The sequence below is a fragment of the Leifsonia soli genome (genome assembly GCF_013408745.1).
Lineage (GTDB): Bacteria > Actinomycetota > Actinomycetes > Actinomycetales > Microbacteriaceae > Leifsonia > Leifsonia soli.
Window position 1 is genome coordinate 2,843,055 of sequence record NZ_JACCBJ010000001.1, and the last position, 16,636, is coordinate 2,859,690.

Consider the following 16,636-nt stretch of genomic DNA (forward strand, 5'->3'; position numbering starts at 1 on the left):
GCCGCTGCCGTCGCGCGGGGCCCCCGGCGGGACCCGGTTGAAAACCGGCGCGAGCGGGGTAGCTGTGGAGAGGTACTAGCCCGGACGGGAAGGGAAGGAGTACCACAGGATCATGCCCGCATCGCAGGAGCTGCCCTCCACCCTCGAGCGATCCGAGAAGCACGCCCAGGCACTCTGGTCGAAGGCGCACGACTCGGCGGTCGAGGAGTACGGGGAGGGCGAACGGGCCCACCGCACCGCCTTCGCCGCACTCAAGAACGAGTACGAGAAGGTCGGCGACCACTGGGAGCGCAAGGCCGAGAACGGGCCGTCCGACCGCAAGGCGGCCGGCGGCCGCGACACGGACGCGCCGACCGAGGAGGGGGTCGACGCGAAGGCGTCGAAGACCCACCTGCTCGACATCGCCAAGCGCCTCGACATCCGCGGCCGGACGCGCATGTCGAAGGACGAGCTGGTCGACGAGATCAAACGCGCCAACCGCCGCAAGACGGCGGCATCACGAAAGAAGGGCTAGCCATGGGCGACGTGCTCGCGTTCATCGGATGCTTCATCCTGTTCCTGGTGGGGATCTTCCTGCTGGGACTCGCCGACACCCTCCCGGCGTGGCAGGGTCTGGTGTTCTTCGCGGGCATCGTCTGCATCGCGCTCTCCTTCGGGATCCCGGTCGGCGTCCTCGGCCGTACCGAATAACGAACGTCCCCTCGGCACCCTCCTCGCCGCCCCCTCCCTTTCCTCAGAGGGGCGAGGTAGCGTTGGCGGATGGCTGACTTCTCACGGCTGCGCAGCCAGACCTCCGATCCGGCGGAGGCCGACGCGCTGGTCGCCGCGGGCGGCGGTCGTTTCGCCTTCGCGTCGGAGCCGGACGCCGGTTTCTCCTTCGAGGTGGACCAGGCCATCGACGCCTCCTTCTCCGTCGCCCGCTATGAGATCGGCGGCGAGTGGGAGAGCTCCGGGGGATTCGACGACCTCGTCATCGCCACCGTGGTCAGCGGCACGTACTTCTGGGAGATCGACGGCGACCGGGCCTCCGGAACGCGCGCGCCGTTCCTCGTGCGCCCCGGCCACGACTTCAGCTGCTCCTCCGAGAACAGCGAGGTCGTGAACATCTTCCTCTCGCCCACCACGCTGCAGGACGTCGCCAGGACCACCTTCGCCGACGACGACCTGACCGTCGTCTTCGACTCCGCCCAGACGCGGAGCGCCCGCCACTCCGAGTACATGCTCACCGCCGCGACCGTGGCCGCCGAGTACATGGAGTCGGGAACCTTTCGGCATCCGCTGGTGCGCGCCAGCCTGTTCCACACGCTCTCGCTGGCCGCCCTCAGCTGCTTCCCGCTGAGCACCGATCCCCGGGAGCGGGTGCAGACGCCTGCCGCGCAACTCGACTCCTATCGCCGCGCGGTGCGCTTCATCGACGACTACGCCTCCCTGCCCATCACGGTGACCGACATCGCCGGGGCGTCCGGCGCGACGATCGCGCAACTCCACGCCGCCTTCCGCACCAACGCGGGGACGACGGCCCAGGGCTACCTGCAGCAGGTGCGGCTGTCGGCGACGCACACCGAGCTCCAGGTGGCCGACCCCGCCACGGTCGACCTCGCCGACCTCGCCGGACGCTGGGGTTTCGCCGACCTCGACCGCTTCGCCCGCCGCTACCGCGAGACGTACGGCCGGCATCCCGCGGCCCTGCAGGCCTAGATTCCGCCGTCGAGGCGTGAGTCGTTGCCGCAATCCTCGGCGAGTGGTGACCAGATGCCGCAACTCGGGGCCTACCCCGGGATCCGGAAGCACGCAGCCCCCTGGACGCGTGCGGGTGGAGTGGTTGCGTGGAGGTATGCCAGAGAATCAGTACACCTTCGACAACCCCGTTGACCGCTACCCCGCCATCTCGCCCGACGAGGAACAGGTGCCGGAGCCCGGGCTCGAGAGCGACCTGAGCCCGCGCGCGGACCTGGGCGAGGACAGCTACGTCGGCACCGGCCGCCTCACCGGCCGCAAGGCCATCGTGACCGGAGGCGACTCCGGGATCGGCGCTGCCGCCGCCATCGCCTTCGCCCGCGAGGGCGCCGACGTGGCGATCGTGTACCTCCCGGAAGAGGAGGAGGACGCGCAGCGCGTCGCCGGCCTGATCCGCGACGCCGGCCGGACCGCCGTCACCATCCCCGGCGACCTCAAGGAGCGCGCGTTCAGCGACGAGATCGTGAAGCGGACGCTCGATGAGCTCGGCGGCATCGACATCCTCGTGAACAACGCCGGGAAGCAGATCGCGGCGGAGAGCCTCACGGACATCCCCGACGACCAGTTCGACCACACGATGAAGACCAACGTCTACGCGATGTTCTGGCTGACGCGCGCAGCACTTCCGCACCTGCCCGCGGGCGCGACGATCATCAACACCACGTCGATCCAGGCGTACCAGCCGGGCGAGCAGCTCGTCGACTACGCGACGACGAAGGCCGCGATCAACGCCTTCACGAAGGCCCTCGCGCAGCAGCTCGCGCCGAAGGGCATCCGCGTCAACGCGGTGGCGCCCGGACCGATCTGGACGCCGCTTCAGGTCAGCAAGGGACAGCCCGCCGAGGCGATCCCGGAGTTCGGCCAGCAGACGCCGCTCGGGCGCCCGGGACAGCCGGCCGAGCTGGCGCCCGCGTACGTCTTCCTCGCGTCGCCCGAGTCGAGCTATGTCATCGGCGAGACGCTCTCCGTCACGGGCGGCATGCCCACTCCGTGAGCCGGAACGAGGGTCAGCGCGCGGTCGGCCGCCCCGTCCGGAACGCCTCCACGACATCCCGCGGGATCTGACCGCGCGCGCCCACCTCGACGCCGTTCGCCCGCGCCCACTCGCGGATCGCGCGGCGCTCGTCGGCTGAGGGAGGGGCGTCGGCACCGGGTGCGGCGTTGCGGCCGGCCGCCTCGATCCATTTGGCGAAGTCGGCGCGCAACTGCTCGGCGTGCTCGGAGGACAGATCGATCACGTACGGCGTCCCCGAGAGGGAGAACTCGATGGTCTCACCCTCGCCCTCCGGAATCACGGACTGATCGAGGTCGTCGATCAACTGATAGGTGACTCGCTTCGCCATGTCCATCCCGCCACTTCGCCGATCGGATGCACCCGCGGGTGCGCTTGTCGCGAAGCCTATCGGGGAGGCGGCCGTCAGCGACCGCTGACGTGCGCCCTCCGCTGAGCCCGGATCACCAGGGGCAGCACGACCCAGATCACGATCAGCACGACGAAGACGCAGCCGGCCGCGATCACCCCGGCGGGCGGTGCGAGCAGGAAGTCGACGATGAACAGCACGATGCCCGTGAACAGCAGGGATGCCGCAGCCAGGCACACGATGAGGATCTTGCTGCCGAGACCGACCAGCTCGGTCTTCGCCTTCTGCCGGAAGAGCAGACGGTGCAGGGCGACCGGCGCGAGTGCCAGGAGCGTCACGGTCACCGCGAGGAAGACGAGCACGAGGTAGACGACGACGTCGAACGGCGCCAGCTGCTGGAAGCGCTGCTGGAACGGCAGCGTCAGCAGGAAGGCGGCGAGGATCTGCGTGCCGGTCTGGAAGACGCGGAACTCCTGCAGCAGTTCGTTCCAGTTGCGGTCGGCGCGCTGGGCCGCCGTCTCGTCGCGACCGTCGCCCGGGTCGGCGTCCTGGCCCTCGCCCTCCGGCGCGTCCCACACCTCGGGGTACTCCGTCATGCAGGAACCTTAGCCGTTGTCGCCGTCGCCCTCAGTGGTCGGTGCGGAAGTGCGCCGCCTTGTGGCTGCCGTCGCAGAACGGCTTGATCGTCGAGATGCCGCAGCGACAGAGCGCCACCGTGCGCCGGTGCTGCTCGATGGGCGTCCCGTCGGGGGTCGTCAGATCGATGTGCCCGCGCACGAGCAGCGGACCGTCCGGGCATGCGACGATCACCGGCTGCTCCTCGTGGGCGGTCATGCGGCCACCGCCAGCGGCTGACGGAGCGAGCTGCGGCCCGCCTCGAAGCTCTCCAGCAGGTGCTGCGCGGCCAGGCCGTCCACGTACAGGCAGGCCGCGGCGCCGAAGACGATGTCGGGCAGGAGCTCGGGATGCTGCTCCGCCAACCCGCCCGCGAGGTCGCGTCCGGCGATCTGCTCGTGCACCGCATCCGCCTCGACGTGCTCGTCGTAGTACCAGGTCACGTCGTCGTCGTGGCCGAGCCGCCGGAAGCCGTTGCCGTAGAAGCGGTTCGGGGTGGACGAGGTCATCTCGAACGCGGCGAGGTGGCCTGTGATCGCGCCGCGGAGGCTGCGGTTGAGGCCGAACATCGACATCATCGTGAACGACGCGAGGGTGATCGCCGGAACGTTGTCGACGTAGGCGGCGTAGCCGTCGTCCAGTCCGAGGCCGCGCATGGTGCGTCCGAAGATCTCCGCGTGGATGCGGTCGGGTCGCCCGGCTCCGTACTCGTCGGACTGCACCTCCACCAGCGCGGCCTTCGCCCGGCCGCTGAGGCGCGGGATGGCCCAGGAGTGCGGGTCCGCCTCCTTGCGCGTGTAGATGGAGCGGTGGATGACGAACTCCACCGCCTGCTCCTCCGTCGCCTTCTTGGCGAGGAACCGCGAGAGACTGGGGCCGCCGTCCTCGGAGGTCAGCTCGAACAGGTACGCGGCGACGGCGTCCGCGTTCGCCGCAGGCAGCTCGCCGACCCGGATGCGACGGCGCAGCTGGCTCTCGAAGACCCGCTCGATGGTGCGCCGGGTGCGCAGCAGCTCCGGGTTCCATTCCCACTCGTCGTCGGCATCGACGGTGTCGCCGTAGTGCAGCCCGTAGAGCAGGAAGAGGGTCAGCTGGAGGTCCTCGTCGGTGAGCAGGTCGGGGTGCGGTGCGAGCGCGGCGGCGGCGTTCCCGGTGAACCGGACGACGTCGTCCGATGCGGCGGAGGGCTCGGCCTTCAGCGCGTCCAGCAGCGCCTCGCTCACCGGCCCCCGCGGGGTGATGCGTGGTGTCATCCCTCCACGGAACCGGGGGCGGCAGACGCGGTCAAGTGGTTGCCTGAGCGGCCCTTCGGTGCATGTGGCGGCGGACGACCCGGAGCGGAGTCGCAGCACGCCGGAGCCGGCCGTCCGAGTAGCGGACGCCGCCGCGCACCCGCGCCCCCACGGCGAGCCACGCGCAGACGGCGCGCTCCGCCAGCCACGCCGGAGCCCACAGAGAGGCGGTCGCCGGGAACAGACGGCGGCCTCCGGCCCGGCGGCGCCCCACCTCAGCGAGCGCAACGACGGCGAGCACGCCGGCCAGCAGGCGCCGCGGTCGCCGAGCGGACGCGAGCGCGAGGGGCAGCACGGCCAGTTCCGCGACCAGCCGCGCGGGCTGGGCGAAGTCGTCGTACGCCTGGCGCACCCGCTGCCGCAGGAAGTGGCCGAGCTCGGGCGGCCGCCGGACCACGCCGATCCGATCCGCCGCGATCACCCGGCCTCCCGCCGCCCGGACGGTGCGGATGAGCTCGAGGTTCTCGAAGAGCACGTCGCCGTCGTACCCACCCGCGTCGAGGACGAGCGAGCGTCGGACGGCGAGCGTGCCGGGATAGTCATGGCCCAAGGCGCGGTTCAGGAGGCTGCGCCCGGTGTCCCAGCGTGCGTGCCAGGGCGCGGGGTCGAACACGTTCTGGGGACGCACCAGGTCGGCGGCGTCGAGCATCCCCACGAGGGCGCGGAGTGCGCCGTCGTCGTACCGGACGTCGTCGTCAGCCAGCACGACGCGGTCGTGCCGTGCGGTGCGGAGCCCCGTCATCACACCGGCCACCTTGCCGTTGTGCCCCGGCCACGGCTCGGCGGGGAGGTGGCGGACGCCCGGGGGGAGCGCGTGCGCGTGCGCGCGGAACCGCTCCGGCTCCGATCCGTCGACCACCGTGACGTCGATGAGGTCGCGCACCCCCGTGAGATACCCGACCAGCTCGGCCAGCCCGGCATCATCCGTCCACCGGAGCGGCAGCACGTATTCGGCGTCGAGTCTCATCCGGCCGCCGTCAGACCGGGGCGGCGTCGAAGCGCGATCGGCCGATGGTTCACGCCGGGGACTGTACGCGCGCGGTGCGCGAGCGACGGCTTTCCGCTGCGGTGCCGCCCCTCCTACATGTCGGGCGCCGTTCTCACGGGGACGTCCGGGCGGAATCCCGCGGTCGCCTCCTCGTACGTGGTGTGCCTCCTGGCGGGATGCGAATCCACCGGCGGAGGCACGTCGGTCCGGCTCAGCGCGTGCAGCACCAGCTTCTCCACCAGGGCGGCTGCTGTGGTCTCGCGTGAGCGTGCGATCCGGACCAGGGCGGCGTACTCCTGCTCGCCGAGGCGGATCGTGAGGGGCATCCCAGCCGGGGCGCGGCCCGGCCCGTGAACGGACGCCGGTTCCGTCAGTTCGGCGCTGTGAGATTCCTTCATGTCCGAAGCTTTGCATAAGAGAGCGCTCTCCTCTGCTAGCCGATTTTGTTCGCACGACGCACAGGCCACGCGAGAGGCCGTTGCATGCCGACGGCGTCGCCGGGCAATATCGTTTCGGTCGTTCGTCGATGCCGTCCCGTTCCCCCCGGTCCACGGCGGTGTCAACGCAACGTCTCAGCGGCGGGATCCTGGTCTTCGGGTGGCCAGGATCCCGCCGCCACCAGTCTCAAGCCCTCCTCCAGGCGCCCCACGACATCCGTCGACGCGACGAGGTCTGCGCCGAACGAGAGCGCCATCGCGGCCGACGCGGCCGCCCCGACGATGCGGTGGATGCGCGGATCCGATGCACGCTCGCCCAGCGCCAGCTGCGACGACTCCGCCGCCGCGGTCAGCGCGGCCCGGAGGCGCTCGCGCTCCGCCTCCGACGGCGCCCCGTCGGAGAGAACGGCCACGGCGTCGCGCAGTGCCGGCTCGACGAGCGTGCGGAGGATCGCGTCCGGGTCGAGGCTCCTCTGCTTCTTCAACGCCGAGTCCAGCGTCGCGAGCAGCGCCGCCGGGGTGAACGGCTTCGCGAGGAAGGAGGCGCCGTCGCGCTCCACCGAGGCCCGCGCCGATGGCCCGGGCAGCATCCCGCTCATCAGGACGATCGCCGCATCGGGCTGCTGCTCGGTCACGAGCCGGGCGATCCGCTCGCCCGGGACGCCGGGCATCATGATGTCGGTCACGACCGCGTCGAACCGCCGGCCGGCGACCAGCAGCTCCAGCGCCTCCGCGCCGCGAGCGACCTCCGTCACGAAGCCGTTCTGGTCGAGCGTCTGCCGCACCAGCTCGCCGATGGCGGCCTCGTCGTCGACGACGAGAACGCGGCGGCCGCCCCCGCGCGGTGCCGCCGGCGCGTGCGTGGAGGGACGCCCGCCTCCCTCGCCGCGCGCACCGGGGAGGACGAAGGCGACCGAGGTGCCGGCGCCGGGCGTCGTCGTCAGCTCCAGCTCGCCGCCGTGCGCCGTGACGATGGCCGCGGAGGTCGGCAGCCCGAGGCCCGTGCCGGTCTCCTTCGTCGTGAAGAACGGCTCCAGGATGCGCCCGGCAGTGCGTTCGTCCATCCCGCACCCCGAGTCGCGCACCTCCAGGCGGACTCCGTCGGCGTCGGCCGCCGCCCGAACGGTCAGCACCCCGCCCTGCGGCATGGCGTCCCGCGCATTCGCGATCAGGTTGACCAGCACCTGGAACAGCTCCGTGTCGTCGCCGGTCACGGCCGGGAGCTCGGTGGGCGCATCCACCACGAGCTCGATGGCGGGCGGCAGCGTCTCGCGGCAGAAGCGCTCCACCTCGCGCAGCAGGGCCACCAGGTCGACCGGCTCCCGGCGCCCCTCGGAGCCGCGCGCGAACGACAGCACCTGGCGGATCATCCCGGCACCGCGCTGCGCCGCCGCGTCCAACGTGTCGAGAAGCTCCCGCTTCCGTGCATCCGGCTCGTCCTGGCGCAGCAGCTGCACCGACATGAGGATCGGGGTGAGGACGTTGTTGAGGTCGTGCGCGATGCCGCCGGCGAGCGTGCCCAGGCTCTCCAGTCGCTGTGTGCGGATGCGCTGCTCCTCCTGCCGGCGGTACTCGGTGATGTCCGAATCGACGGCGAAGACGGTCACCTCGCCGTCCTCTCCACGCGAGAGCTGCCAGCGGCAGTCGGCGATCAGCTGCGACCCGTCGACGCGGCGCTGCCGCAGCTCCCCCACCCAGTACCCGTCGCGCATCAGCGCTTCGGTGGCCGCGTCGAACTCCGCCGGGTCGTCGTACAGCAGGTCGCGCACCGAACGGCCGACCGCCTCGGTGGCGGGGATGCCGTAGATCGCCTCCGCTCCGCGGTTCCAGTACCGGATGACCCCGTCCAGGTCGCGCACCAGGATCGCGTCGCGCGCGGCATCCAGCAGGGCGGCCTGCGACGCCACCCGACGCGTGTACTGCTCGAGGGTGCGCCGGGCCTCCTGATCCTCGGTCACATCCCGGACGATGATCGCGATGCCCTCCTCGGTGGGATGCGCATCCACCTCGAACCAGCACCCCCACTTCGGCGAGAACGCACGGGCGCTGCCGGCGATCCCGCGATCCATGGCGTCGCGGTAGATGCCCTCGAACGCACTGCCGAGAGCCGTCGGGAACATCTCCCACACGGTCCGGTCACGCAACCGCGCCTCGTCGATCCCGCCGAGCTCCAGCGCCCAGGAGTTCGCGAAGGTGAACCGCCAGGAGCGGTCGACGAAGCCGATGGCGTCGTGCACCTGATCGAGCGAGCTGCGCAGCAGGCGCGCCATCGCCCGCTGCTCCTCGCGGTGTCGCACGAGCGCGGTGACGTCGTGGAATGCGCCGTGGATGCGGACCACCTCGCCATTCTCGTTGCGCTCCGGCTCGCCCACCAGGTGCGCGTGGACCAGCCGACCGGTCGCGTCGACGATCGTGGCCCGCACATCCAGCGGGTCGCCGTGCGTTGCGGTGCGCTGGAACGCGGTCCGCACCGCCCGCCGGTCCTCCGGCTCGAACAGCGCGAGCTGCTCGGCGTCCTCCGGCATCCGGCCGGGCTCCATCCCGAGCAGGCGGAAGAGCTCTTCGCTCCATTCGATGCGGCCGGTCGTCACGTCGACCGCCCAGCCGGCGAACCCGGCGATGCGGGCCGCCATGCGGACGAGGGCCTCGTTGCCTGCGGCCTCCGCGGCGGACCGCTCCACGTCCCCGATGTCGCGGGCGATCGAGAGCACGGCGGCCACCTCGCGGTCGGTGCCGCGCAGCGGGATGATCGTCACATCCAGTGAGCGGATGAGGCCGTCGGGTGTGACCACGCGCGTGACGTAGCGGCGGTTCTCCCCGGCGAGGGCCTCCTCGAACCGCGCGAGAGTGTACGCGAGGGAGTCCGGGTGCAGGAGGCGCGCGAACGACATCCCGGTCAGCTCCTCGGCCGGATACCCGGTGAGGGCGGCGAGCGCGCTGTTGCACTCGACGAAGGTGCCGTCGACGTCGATGACGCACACGCCGTCGGGGTGCCCGTGGAACAGGGCGTCCAGGCCGTTCAGCCGCAACGCGTCGGACGGAGTCGTCTGCGACGCACGAGATGGCTTCGGCTGGGGCATGGGGGGATTGTAGGCGGACTTTCGGGCCTACACTGACGGCCATGGGCACGGAAACCCCGGGCCGGGAGGTCCTCGCGGTCGCTGACGACCCGCTCTCCTGCGGATGTTCGCTGCGCGAACGCCCGCGCCTCCTCGGCCGCCCGCGGCGCGGCAGCCTTCGACCGATACTGGTCAGGAGCGGCTGCCTGACCCGAACTGCTGAGCCCGCTGCGTGGCGTCCACCTCTGGGACGGTGACACAAGGGGCAGGAGCCAGAACCATGACCGACACATCCGCACGAACACGGACCCTGCGCGCCGTGGTGGCCGACGACGATGTCTTCACGGCGTCGATGGTCGCCTCCGCCCTGCGGTCGACCGGCATCGAGACCGCTCAGGCGACGAGCGCCGCCGACGCCTGGGAGATCATCGCCGAGGTCGAGCCGAACGCCGTCGTCACCGACCTCGACTTCGGCGGAGGGGACTCGGGCGCGGAGCTGCTGTGGCGCGTCCACCGGGAGCAGCCCTGGGTCGGCCTCGTCGTGCTCACCTCGCACCTGTCGCCGCAGCTCGCGGTCGGCGACGGCACGCTGCCGCCCTCGGTCGTGTACCTCGTGAAGTCGCAGGTGAAGGACGTGGATGTGCTGGTCGCGGCGGTCGACGCCGCGATCGTCGGCGGCGACCACCAGCCGGCCGAGCCGGACGACGACGTCCGCACGGTGACGCGCGCGCAGGCGGAGGTGCTGCGCCTTGTCGCCTCCGGCGCATCCACCCGACGCATCGCCGCCGAGCGCGGGACCAGCGTCCGCGCTGTCGAGACCATGCTGGGCCGCCTCTACACGGCGCTCGGAGTGGACGCGGACGAGCAGGCCAACCCGCGGGTCACCGCCGCGCGGCTGTGGCAGCAGGGCCGGGTGCGGATCCGCTAGCGGCCGATCCCCCGCACCACCCGGCCTCCCTCCGCCCTGCCTCCCTCCGCCCTGGCCGCAAACGGAGGTGGACGCGCGAGGAAGCAGCCCGGTGTCCTCCGTTTCCCGCGACACACCGGGCGCGCGTGAGGCGGCGCCTCCGTTTCCCGCATCGACGGAAAGGGAGGAGCTGCCACGCGACACACCGGAAGGCGGCGTCGAACGGAGGCGCTGGCACGGCGACGAGGAGGCAGACACCTCCGCTTACGCACGGGCTCGGCCGGGTGCGGATCCGCTAGCGGCGGGTGACGAAGCGCAGCAGGCGACGCAGGGCACCCTCGCGCGGCGGCGGCGCCGCCTCGTCCGGCGCGACGTCCTCGTTCTCGGCGAAGCCGGAGTAGCCGCAGTCCTGGCAGACCAGCAGGTCGCGGTGCACGGCGAGGCCGGCGCCGTAGTAGGGGTTGCTCACGAGTCGGGCGACGCCACGGCACTGCGGACAGCTCGCCTCGCGCATGACCCCTCCTCTCCTCCGTCCCCATCATCCGCCCACGGGATGTGCGCATCCGGCCGGTCTGTTCGGCTCCCGAACGTACTCGCGGAGCTCAGACCCCCCGTCCGGGGGCATACCGGTGACGGTCTCGTGAACAGCGGGTGAAGCCGGGGACGACGGCCCGGGGAGCGCTTCTAGGATCGCTGACGCCGGACCGTCGCCGGCGTCCCATCCCCCACAGGAGTCATCCCCCGATGTCGACCCGCGCCCGGCTCGCCGCCTTCTTCGCGGCCCTCGGTGCGCTGGTCGTCGTCGCGACGATCCTGACGATCGCGCTGCGACCGGTGGCTGTCGCGCCCACCGCACCCGACGCCTTCGACATCACCGCGGGGATGGACGACTGCGGCCGGGGCTGGGGCGAAGCCGGCGCCGCAGAGACCGACAGCGCTGCCGCGGCCGCGGCCGTGCGCGGCGGCGACCAGACCTTCACGGTGACCAATACGACCGTCGGCGGCATCGAGGTCTACGTCCAGGCCGTCGACAGCAAGCGCGTCTACCTCGACCTCGAGAGCATCGGGGCCGGCGCCCACGCCACGGCCCGCGTGACGCTCGGCGCCGGCCGCTACCGCTTCGTGTGCCTGCCGGCCGACGCCGACCCCGTCCGCGGTCCCGTCGTCACCGTCGGAAAGGCGCCGCCGGGCTCACCGCTCACCCCCGGAATCGTTCCCGTCACACGCACCGATCTCATCCCCGTGGCGAAGGCCTACACCGCCTGGGTCGCCTCCCGGCTCCCCGCGCTCCGCCAGCAGGTCGCCGCCGTCGCGGCCGACGCCGAGGAGGGCGACTTACCGGCCGCACGACGCGACTGGCTGACGGCACACACCACCTACGAGACGCTCGGCGCGGCGTATGACGCCTTCGGCGAGCTCGGCGACCAGCTCGACGGGGTGCCGCGCGGCGAGCCGACCGGGTTCCACCTCGTGGAGTCGCAGCTCTGGCAGGGGGATGCGGCAGCGACCGTCGCCGTCTCCGCCGACGCGCTGCTCGGCCTGGTCGACCGGCTGCAGGCCGAGTTCGCCGACGTGCAGCTCGATCCCGGCGACGTGGCGCTCCGGGCGCACGAGATCGTCGAGGATGCGATCCAGGACACGCTGACCGGCGCGACCGACGCCGGCTCCGGCACCTCGCTGGCGAGCGCCGACGCCGAGCTGACCGGAGCCGAGCAGGCGCTCGCGCCGCTGGAGCCGGTGCTCGCCGGCCGCTACGACCGCCTCGGCGACACGCGCGCCGCCCTCGCCGCAGCCCACGCGGTCGTCGAGACGCACCGCGCCTCCGACGGCACCTGGACGCCGCTCGCGCAGCTCAGCCGGGCCGATCGGGAGCGGGTGGATGCCGCGCTCGACCGCGCCGCGGAACTCCTGGCGCCCGTCGCCGCGATCTGCGACCCGAGGAGGGACTCATGACGCCCATCGACCGCCGCGGCTTCCTCGCCGCCGGTGCGGCCACCGTCGCCGGAGCAGGGCTCGCGACGGGAGCGCGTCCCCCGGCAGCGGACCGGCCCGCCGCGGACCGGCCCGCCGCGGAGCGGCCCGCCGCGCTTCCGTTCCACGGCCGCCACCAGCAGGGCATCCTCACCCCGCCGCAGCGCGAGGCGTCGTTCGTCGCCCTCGACGTCACCGCTGCATCCCGCGCCGAACTCGCCGACCTGCTGAAGACGATCACCGAGCGCGCCCGCTTCCTCACCACCGGGGGAACCCCGCCCGACCCGGGTCTCGCCGCGCCGCCGCGCGACTCCGGCGTGCTCGGGCCGACCGTTGTGCCCGACGCTCTCACGGTCACGCTCTCGGCCGGGGCATCGCTCTTCGACGAGCGGTTCGGGCTGGCCTCCCGCAGACCCGCCCGGCTGCGGACGATGGACGAGTTCCCCGACGACGCCCTCCGGCGCGACGTCTGCGACGGCGACCTCCTGCTGCAGGTGTGCGCGGCCGACCGGGATGCGGTCACGCACGCCGTCCGCGAGATCGCCCGGGCGACCCGCGGCGCGATGCAGGTGCGCTGGCGGCAGGACGGCTTCGTCTCGCCGCCCCGGCCGAGCGGCACCCCGCGCAACCTGATGGGGTTCAAGGACGGCACGAGCAACCCGGACACCGGCGATGCCGCCGAGATGGCGCGCCTGGTCTGGGCGAAGGCCGGCGACGAGCCCGCCTGGGCGGCCGATGGCAGCTACCACGTCGTCCGCGTCATCCGGATGCTGGTCGAGTTCTGGGATCGGGTGAACCTGCACGAGCAGGAGAACATGATCGGCCGGCGGCGCGACAGCGGCGCCCCGCTCACCGCGTCCGCGGAGTTCGACGACCCCCACTTCGAGAACGACCCGACCGGCGATGTGATCCAGCTCGACGCGCACATCCGGCTCGCCAACCCGCGCACGAAGGGGACGGCGGACCAGCGGATGCTGCGCCGCGCCTACAACTACGACGGCGGTCTCGACGCCAACGGCAACCTCGACATGGGCCTCGTCTTCGTCGCCTTCAACCAGGACCTCGACCGGCAGTTCGTCGCCGTCCAGAAGCGGCTCGCCGGCGAGCCGCTCACCGACTACATCCAGCCCTTCGGCGGCGGCTACTACTTCGCGCTGCCCGGAGCCCGCGACTCCTCCGACTGGCTCGGGCGAACGATGCTCGCCTGACCAGCGGAGGCCGCCCGTCACGACCGTGCCGGGATCAGTGAAACAAGGAAGAAGGAATCGTGTTCAGACCCTCCCGTCTGCGCCGCTCCCCGATCGCCCTCGCGGGCGTCGCGCTCGCCGGCGCGGCCGCCCTCGCCGGCGCCGGAATCCTCGCGGGTGCGCCCGCGGTCGCCACGGCCGGCGGCTCGCACGCCGACCACTCCGCCCAGACCCTCACCCCGATCAAGCACCTCGTCGTGATCTTCGACGAGAACGTCTCGTTCGACCACTACTTCGGGACCTACCCGAACGCCGCGAACACCGACGGGACGCCGTTCCACGCGTCTCCGCGCACCCCGCGCACCGACACCCTCGCCTCCTCCGGGACCCTGACGAACAACCCCAACCTGTACGCGCCGAAGCGGCTCAGTCCCGCCCAGGCGGTCACGTGCGACCAGAATCACGGCTACGCCGCCGAGCAGGGCGCCGTCGACGGCGGGAAGATGGACCTGTTCGTCCAGAAGACCGAGACCGACACCTGCACCGGCGCGTACGGAGCGCCGGGGCTCGTCATGGACTACTACGACGGCAACACCGTCACCGGTCTGTGGAACTACGCCCAGAACTACGCCATGAGCGACAACAGCTGGGACACCACGTTCGGCCCGTCCACGCCCGGCGCCCTGAACCTCATCTCGGGTCAGACGCACGGCGGCACGGCCTACGACCCCAAGACGGGCGCGGTGCTCACCGCCTCGACGGCCATCCAGTCGCCCGACGCGAAGGGCGTCGGGACCGTGATCGGCGATCCCGACCCCGCCTACGACGACTGCTCGGACAACGACCACACGTCGTCCTCCGCAGTGGTCGGCATGTCGGGTCGCAACATCGGCGACCTGCTCAACGCCCGGGGCGTCAGCTGGGGATGGTTCCAGGGCGGATTCACGCCGACCACCCCGTGGAACGGCCAGGCCGGGTCGTACGCCAAGTGCGACGCCGTGACGGCCACCATCGCGGGCGCGACTCCGAAGGACTACTCGCCGCACCACTCGCCGTTCCAGTACTACAGGTCCACGTCGAACCCGCATCACCTGCCGCCGACCTCGGTGAAGGCGATCGGGCACACCGACCAGGCGAACCACCAGTACGACCTGACGTCGTTCGACGCGGCGCTGAAGGCGGGCAACCTGCCGGCCGTGTCGTTCCTGAAGGCCCCGGAGGCGCAGGACGGCCACGCGGGCTACTCGAACCCGCTGGACGAGCAGAAGTTCCTGGTGAACGAGATCAACGCCCTCCAGAAGTCGGACAGCTGGTCGAGCACCGCCGTCGTCGTCGCCTACGACGACTCCGACGGCTGGTACGACCACGTGGCGCCGAAGGTCGCGAACGGGTCCGCCGACCCGGCCGTCGACCAGACGGTGTGCACGAGCGTCAAGCACGCTGCAGGCGGCTATGCCGACCGCTGCGGGCCCAGCCAGCGCCTCCCGATGCTCGTCATCTCGCCGTGGGCCGCCCAGAACCGGGTCGACCACACCCCGGTCGAGCAGACCAGCGTCCTGCGGTTCATCGAGAACAACTGGCTGACGGGCCGCATCGGCGACGCGTCGTTCGACACGCGTGCCGGCTCGCTCGGCGGGATGTTCGACTGGTTCCACCCGCAGCAGCGGGAGGTGCTCCTCGACCCGGCGACGGGAGCGGTCAGCTCGATCGTTCCCACCCGCCCGCACTGGCCCGCGCCCCCGCGCGGCGGCTGGTCGGCGCAGCCGTAACGTCACCTCGGAGGGCGGTCCGCAGTGCGGGCCGCCCTCCGTCGCGCCGCGATCAGGCGGAGGCCCCGCGCAGGACCTCGTCGAGCGAGAGCGGCCGGCGGCCGGTCACGCGCTCCACATCGTCGGTGACGCCGGCGAGTTCGCCCGCCGCGATGGCGGTGTAGGTGGAGACCCACGCGTCGACCTGCCAGTCGGGGGCCTTCCACTTCGCGCGCGACTCATACGCCTCGGGGAGGGTCTCGTCGTGGAACGAGACCGCCCGGCCCCCGTGCGCGCTGAGCTTCTCGGCGACCTCCGCGAGGGTGAGCTCCTCCGGACCGGTCAGGTCGTAGGTGACGTCGGCGTGGTCCCCCGGATGCTGCAGAGCGACGGCCGCCACGCGCGCGACGTCGGCGCGGGCGACCATGGCCGCACGGCCGTCTCCGGCCGGACCGCGGATGACGCCGTCGTCGCCGACCAGGAACTCCGCGAAGTCGAGGTACAGGTTGTCGCGCAGGAACGTGTGGTGCATCCCGGACGCCCGGATGCGCTGCTCGGTCGCGTAGTGGTCGCGGGCGAGGGTGAAGGTGGCGTCCGGGGCGGCGCCGAAGAACGACGTGTAGACGATGTGGCGGACACCTGCCTCCTCCGCGGCGTCCACGAAGGCGAGGTGCTCTCCCAGACGCTCGGCGTTCTCGGCGGCGGAGACCATGAGCAGGGTCTCCACACCGTCGAGCGCGGCGAGCACCGCCTCACGGTCGCTGTACGTCGCCGCGGCGACGGTGGTGCCCGGGAATCGCGGCGCGCGCTCCGGAGACCGCGCCAGCATCCGGAACGGGACGCCGGCGTCGGCGAGCAGGTCGGCCGTCATGCGGCCGACCGCCCCGGTGACCCCGGTGACGGCGAGCGAGGGAAGGTCGGCACTCATGTCAGCTCCCAGCACAGGCAGAAGGGATGGCCGGACGGGTCCGCGTAGACCTGGAACCCGTCCGCGGCATCGAGGTCGGCCGCTTCTCTCAGCAGCGTCGCACCGACGGCGATCGCATGCTCGTGCGCCTCGCGGATGTCGTCGACGTAGAGGTCGAGGTGCAGCTGCTGCTGCGGGCCGTCCGGCCACGCGGGCCGCTCGTGGCCCGGAGCCAGCTGGAACCCGAGCCGCGGCTCGCCGTCCACGTCGACCGTGCGCCACGCGTCCTCGTCGCCGCGGACCTCCCCACCCATCAGGTCGGCCCAGAACGCGGACTCGCGGTCGATGTCGGACGTGTCGAACACGACGATCTGGCGTGTGATCCGCATGACAGCATCCAAGCCCACGCCGCCGACACCGGCAAGAG

The 16,636-nt window shown here is 72.0% G+C and carries 18 protein-coding genes; 8 read left to right on the forward strand and 10 right to left on the reverse strand.

What is annotated here, in order from left to right:
- Positions 1 to 112 precede the first annotated feature (112 nt).
- The 4 genes from BJ963_RS13660 (at position 113) to BJ963_RS13675 (ending at position 2,731) form a co-directional block, all read left to right on the forward strand.
- Positions 113 to 514, forward strand: a complete 402-nt coding sequence (locus tag BJ963_RS13660; protein ID WP_179457199.1) for a ChaB family protein — start codon at positions 113 to 115, stop codon at positions 512 to 514.
- Positions 515 to 516: 2 nt separating this feature from the next.
- Entirely contained in the window at positions 517 to 690 is a 174-nt protein-coding gene (locus BJ963_RS13665) for a hypothetical protein (RefSeq protein WP_172824153.1), read from the forward strand.
- A 69-nt stretch (positions 691 to 759) separates the two neighbouring features.
- Positions 760 to 1,698, forward strand: coding sequence for a helix-turn-helix domain-containing protein (locus tag BJ963_RS13670; protein ID WP_179457200.1), 939 nt, complete (start codon positions 760 to 762; stop codon positions 1,696 to 1,698).
- A 136-nt stretch (positions 1,699 to 1,834) separates the two neighbouring features.
- Entirely contained in the window at positions 1,835 to 2,731 is an 897-nt protein-coding gene (locus tag BJ963_RS13675; RefSeq protein WP_179457201.1) for a glucose 1-dehydrogenase, read from the forward strand.
- A 13-nt stretch (positions 2,732 to 2,744) separates the two neighbouring features.
- On the opposite strand, the gene BJ963_RS13680 is transcribed toward BJ963_RS13675, so the two are convergent.
- The 7 genes from BJ963_RS13680 to BJ963_RS13710 form a co-directional block, all read right to left on the reverse strand.
- Entirely contained in the window at positions 2,745 to 3,080 is a 336-nt protein-coding gene (locus BJ963_RS13680; protein WP_179457202.1) for a histone-like nucleoid-structuring protein Lsr2, read from the reverse strand.
- A gap of 74 nt (positions 3,081 to 3,154) precedes the next feature.
- Complete coding sequence (locus tag BJ963_RS13685; RefSeq protein ID WP_179457203.1) at positions 3,155 to 3,694, reverse strand: DUF6328 family protein; 540 nt, start codon at positions 3,692 to 3,694, stop codon at positions 3,155 to 3,157.
- A 31-nt stretch (positions 3,695 to 3,725) separates the two neighbouring features.
- The gene (locus BJ963_RS13690; RefSeq protein ID WP_089906989.1) at positions 3,726 to 3,932 is read right to left on the reverse strand and encodes a CDGSH iron-sulfur domain-containing protein; all 207 of its coding nucleotides are present in this window, start codon (positions 3,930 to 3,932) and stop codon (positions 3,726 to 3,728) included.
- Positions 3,929 to 4,966 (reverse strand): iron-containing redox enzyme family protein, encoded by a 1,038-nt coding sequence (locus BJ963_RS13695; protein WP_218857091.1) that lies wholly within the window; start codon positions 4,964 to 4,966, stop codon positions 3,929 to 3,931. The genes BJ963_RS13690 and BJ963_RS13695 overlap by 4 nt, the downstream gene beginning before the upstream one ends.
- Positions 4,967 to 4,997: 31 nt before the next feature.
- A complete protein-coding gene (locus tag BJ963_RS13700) occupies positions 4,998 to 5,972 on the reverse strand; it encodes a glycosyltransferase family 2 protein (protein WP_179457204.1) in 975 nt (324 codons plus the stop codon).
- A 113-nt stretch (positions 5,973 to 6,085) separates the two neighbouring features.
- Positions 6,086 to 6,391: a hypothetical protein gene (locus tag BJ963_RS13705; protein ID WP_179457205.1), complete on the reverse strand. Its 306-nt coding sequence runs from the start codon at positions 6,389 to 6,391 to the stop codon at positions 6,086 to 6,088.
- 161 nt (positions 6,392 to 6,552) lie between these two features.
- Positions 6,553 to 9,510, reverse strand: a complete 2,958-nt coding sequence (locus BJ963_RS13710) for a hybrid sensor histidine kinase/response regulator (RefSeq protein ID WP_179457206.1) — start codon at positions 9,508 to 9,510, stop codon at positions 6,553 to 6,555.
- Positions 9,511 to 9,769: 259 nt separating this feature from the next.
- On the opposite strand from BJ963_RS13710, the gene BJ963_RS13715 reads away from it, so the two are divergent.
- Entirely contained in the window at positions 9,770 to 10,417 is a 648-nt protein-coding gene (locus BJ963_RS13715) for a response regulator (RefSeq protein WP_179457207.1), read from the forward strand.
- 274 nt (positions 10,418 to 10,691) lie between these two features.
- On the opposite strand, the gene BJ963_RS13720 is transcribed toward BJ963_RS13715, so the two are convergent.
- The gene (locus tag BJ963_RS13720) at positions 10,692 to 10,910 is read right to left on the reverse strand and encodes a hypothetical protein (protein WP_089916442.1); all 219 of its coding nucleotides are present in this window, start codon (positions 10,908 to 10,910) and stop codon (positions 10,692 to 10,694) included.
- A gap of 230 nt (positions 10,911 to 11,140) precedes the next feature.
- On the opposite strand from BJ963_RS13720, the gene BJ963_RS13725 reads away from it, so the two are divergent.
- The 3 genes from BJ963_RS13725 to BJ963_RS13735 are packed head-to-tail and all read left to right on the forward strand — an operon-like array spanning position 11,141 to position 15,323.
- Positions 11,141 to 12,349 (forward strand): EfeM/EfeO family lipoprotein, encoded by a 1,209-nt coding sequence (locus BJ963_RS13725; protein ID WP_179457208.1) that lies wholly within the window; start codon positions 11,141 to 11,143, stop codon positions 12,347 to 12,349.
- Positions 12,346 to 13,575, forward strand: a complete 1,230-nt coding sequence (gene efeB, locus BJ963_RS13730) for an iron uptake transporter deferrochelatase/peroxidase subunit (RefSeq protein ID WP_179457209.1) — start codon at positions 12,346 to 12,348, stop codon at positions 13,573 to 13,575. The genes BJ963_RS13725 and efeB overlap by 4 nt, the downstream gene beginning before the upstream one ends.
- A 59-nt stretch (positions 13,576 to 13,634) precedes the next feature.
- Complete coding sequence (locus BJ963_RS13735; protein ID WP_179457210.1) at positions 13,635 to 15,323, forward strand: alkaline phosphatase family protein; 1,689 nt, start codon at positions 13,635 to 13,637, stop codon at positions 15,321 to 15,323.
- Positions 15,324 to 15,375: 52 nt separating this feature from the next.
- Here BJ963_RS13735 and BJ963_RS13740 read toward each other — a convergent pair whose 3' ends face one another.
- Together BJ963_RS13740 and BJ963_RS13745 are read right to left on the reverse strand one after the other, a co-directional pair.
- Positions 15,376 to 16,230: an SDR family oxidoreductase gene (locus BJ963_RS13740; RefSeq protein ID WP_179457211.1), complete on the reverse strand. Its 855-nt coding sequence runs from the start codon at positions 16,228 to 16,230 to the stop codon at positions 15,376 to 15,378.
- Complete coding sequence (locus tag BJ963_RS13745; RefSeq protein ID WP_179457212.1) at positions 16,227 to 16,598, reverse strand: VOC family protein; 372 nt, start codon at positions 16,596 to 16,598, stop codon at positions 16,227 to 16,229. Before BJ963_RS13745 ends, BJ963_RS13740 begins: the two co-directional genes overlap by 4 nt.
- Positions 16,599 to 16,636: the final 38 nt, after the last annotated feature.

Bases quoted from the DNA above. Each gene is read 5' to 3' on its own strand.
- BJ963_RS13700 (WP_179457204.1), bottom strand. From the start codon at position 5,972: ATGAGACTCGACGCCGAATACGTGCTGCCGCTCCGGTGGACGGATGAT.
- BJ963_RS13690 (WP_089906989.1), bottom strand. From the start codon at position 3,932: ATGACCGCCCACGAGGAGCAGCCGGTGATCGTCGCATGCCCGGACGGT.
- BJ963_RS13670 (WP_179457200.1), top strand. From the start codon at position 760: ATGGCTGACTTCTCACGGCTGCGCAGCCAGACCTCCGATCCGGCGGAG.
- BJ963_RS13685 (WP_179457203.1), bottom strand. From the start codon at position 3,694: ATGACGGAGTACCCCGAGGTGTGGGACGCGCCGGAGGGCGAGGGCCAG.
- BJ963_RS13695 (WP_218857091.1), bottom strand. From the start codon at position 4,966: ATGACACCACGCATCACCCCGCGGGGGCCGGTGAGCGAGGCGCTGCTG.
- efeB (WP_179457209.1), top strand. From the start codon at position 12,346: ATGACGCCCATCGACCGCCGCGGCTTCCTCGCCGCCGGTGCGGCCACC.
- BJ963_RS13675 (WP_179457201.1), top strand. From the start codon at position 1,835: ATGCCAGAGAATCAGTACACCTTCGACAACCCCGTTGACCGCTACCCC.
- BJ963_RS13705 (WP_179457205.1), bottom strand. From the start codon at position 6,391: ATGAAGGAATCTCACAGCGCCGAACTGACGGAACCGGCGTCCGTTCAC.
- BJ963_RS13720 (WP_089916442.1), bottom strand. From the start codon at position 10,910: ATGCGCGAGGCGAGCTGTCCGCAGTGCCGTGGCGTCGCCCGACTCGTG.
- BJ963_RS13710 (WP_179457206.1), bottom strand. From the start codon at position 9,510: ATGCCCCAGCCGAAGCCATCTCGTGCGTCGCAGACGACTCCGTCCGAC.
- BJ963_RS13715 (WP_179457207.1), top strand. From the start codon at position 9,770: ATGACCGACACATCCGCACGAACACGGACCCTGCGCGCCGTGGTGGCC.
- BJ963_RS13740 (WP_179457211.1), bottom strand. From the start codon at position 16,230: ATGAGTGCCGACCTTCCCTCGCTCGCCGTCACCGGGGTCACCGGGGCG.
- BJ963_RS13725 (WP_179457208.1), top strand. From the start codon at position 11,141: ATGTCGACCCGCGCCCGGCTCGCCGCCTTCTTCGCGGCCCTCGGTGCG.
- BJ963_RS13680 (WP_179457202.1), bottom strand. From the start codon at position 3,080: ATGGCGAAGCGAGTCACCTATCAGTTGATCGACGACCTCGATCAGTCC.
- BJ963_RS13660 (WP_179457199.1), top strand. From the start codon at position 113: ATGCCCGCATCGCAGGAGCTGCCCTCCACCCTCGAGCGATCCGAGAAG.
- BJ963_RS13745 (WP_179457212.1), bottom strand. From the start codon at position 16,598: ATGCGGATCACACGCCAGATCGTCGTGTTCGACACGTCCGACATCGAC.
- BJ963_RS13665 (WP_172824153.1), top strand. From the start codon at position 517: ATGGGCGACGTGCTCGCGTTCATCGGATGCTTCATCCTGTTCCTGGTG.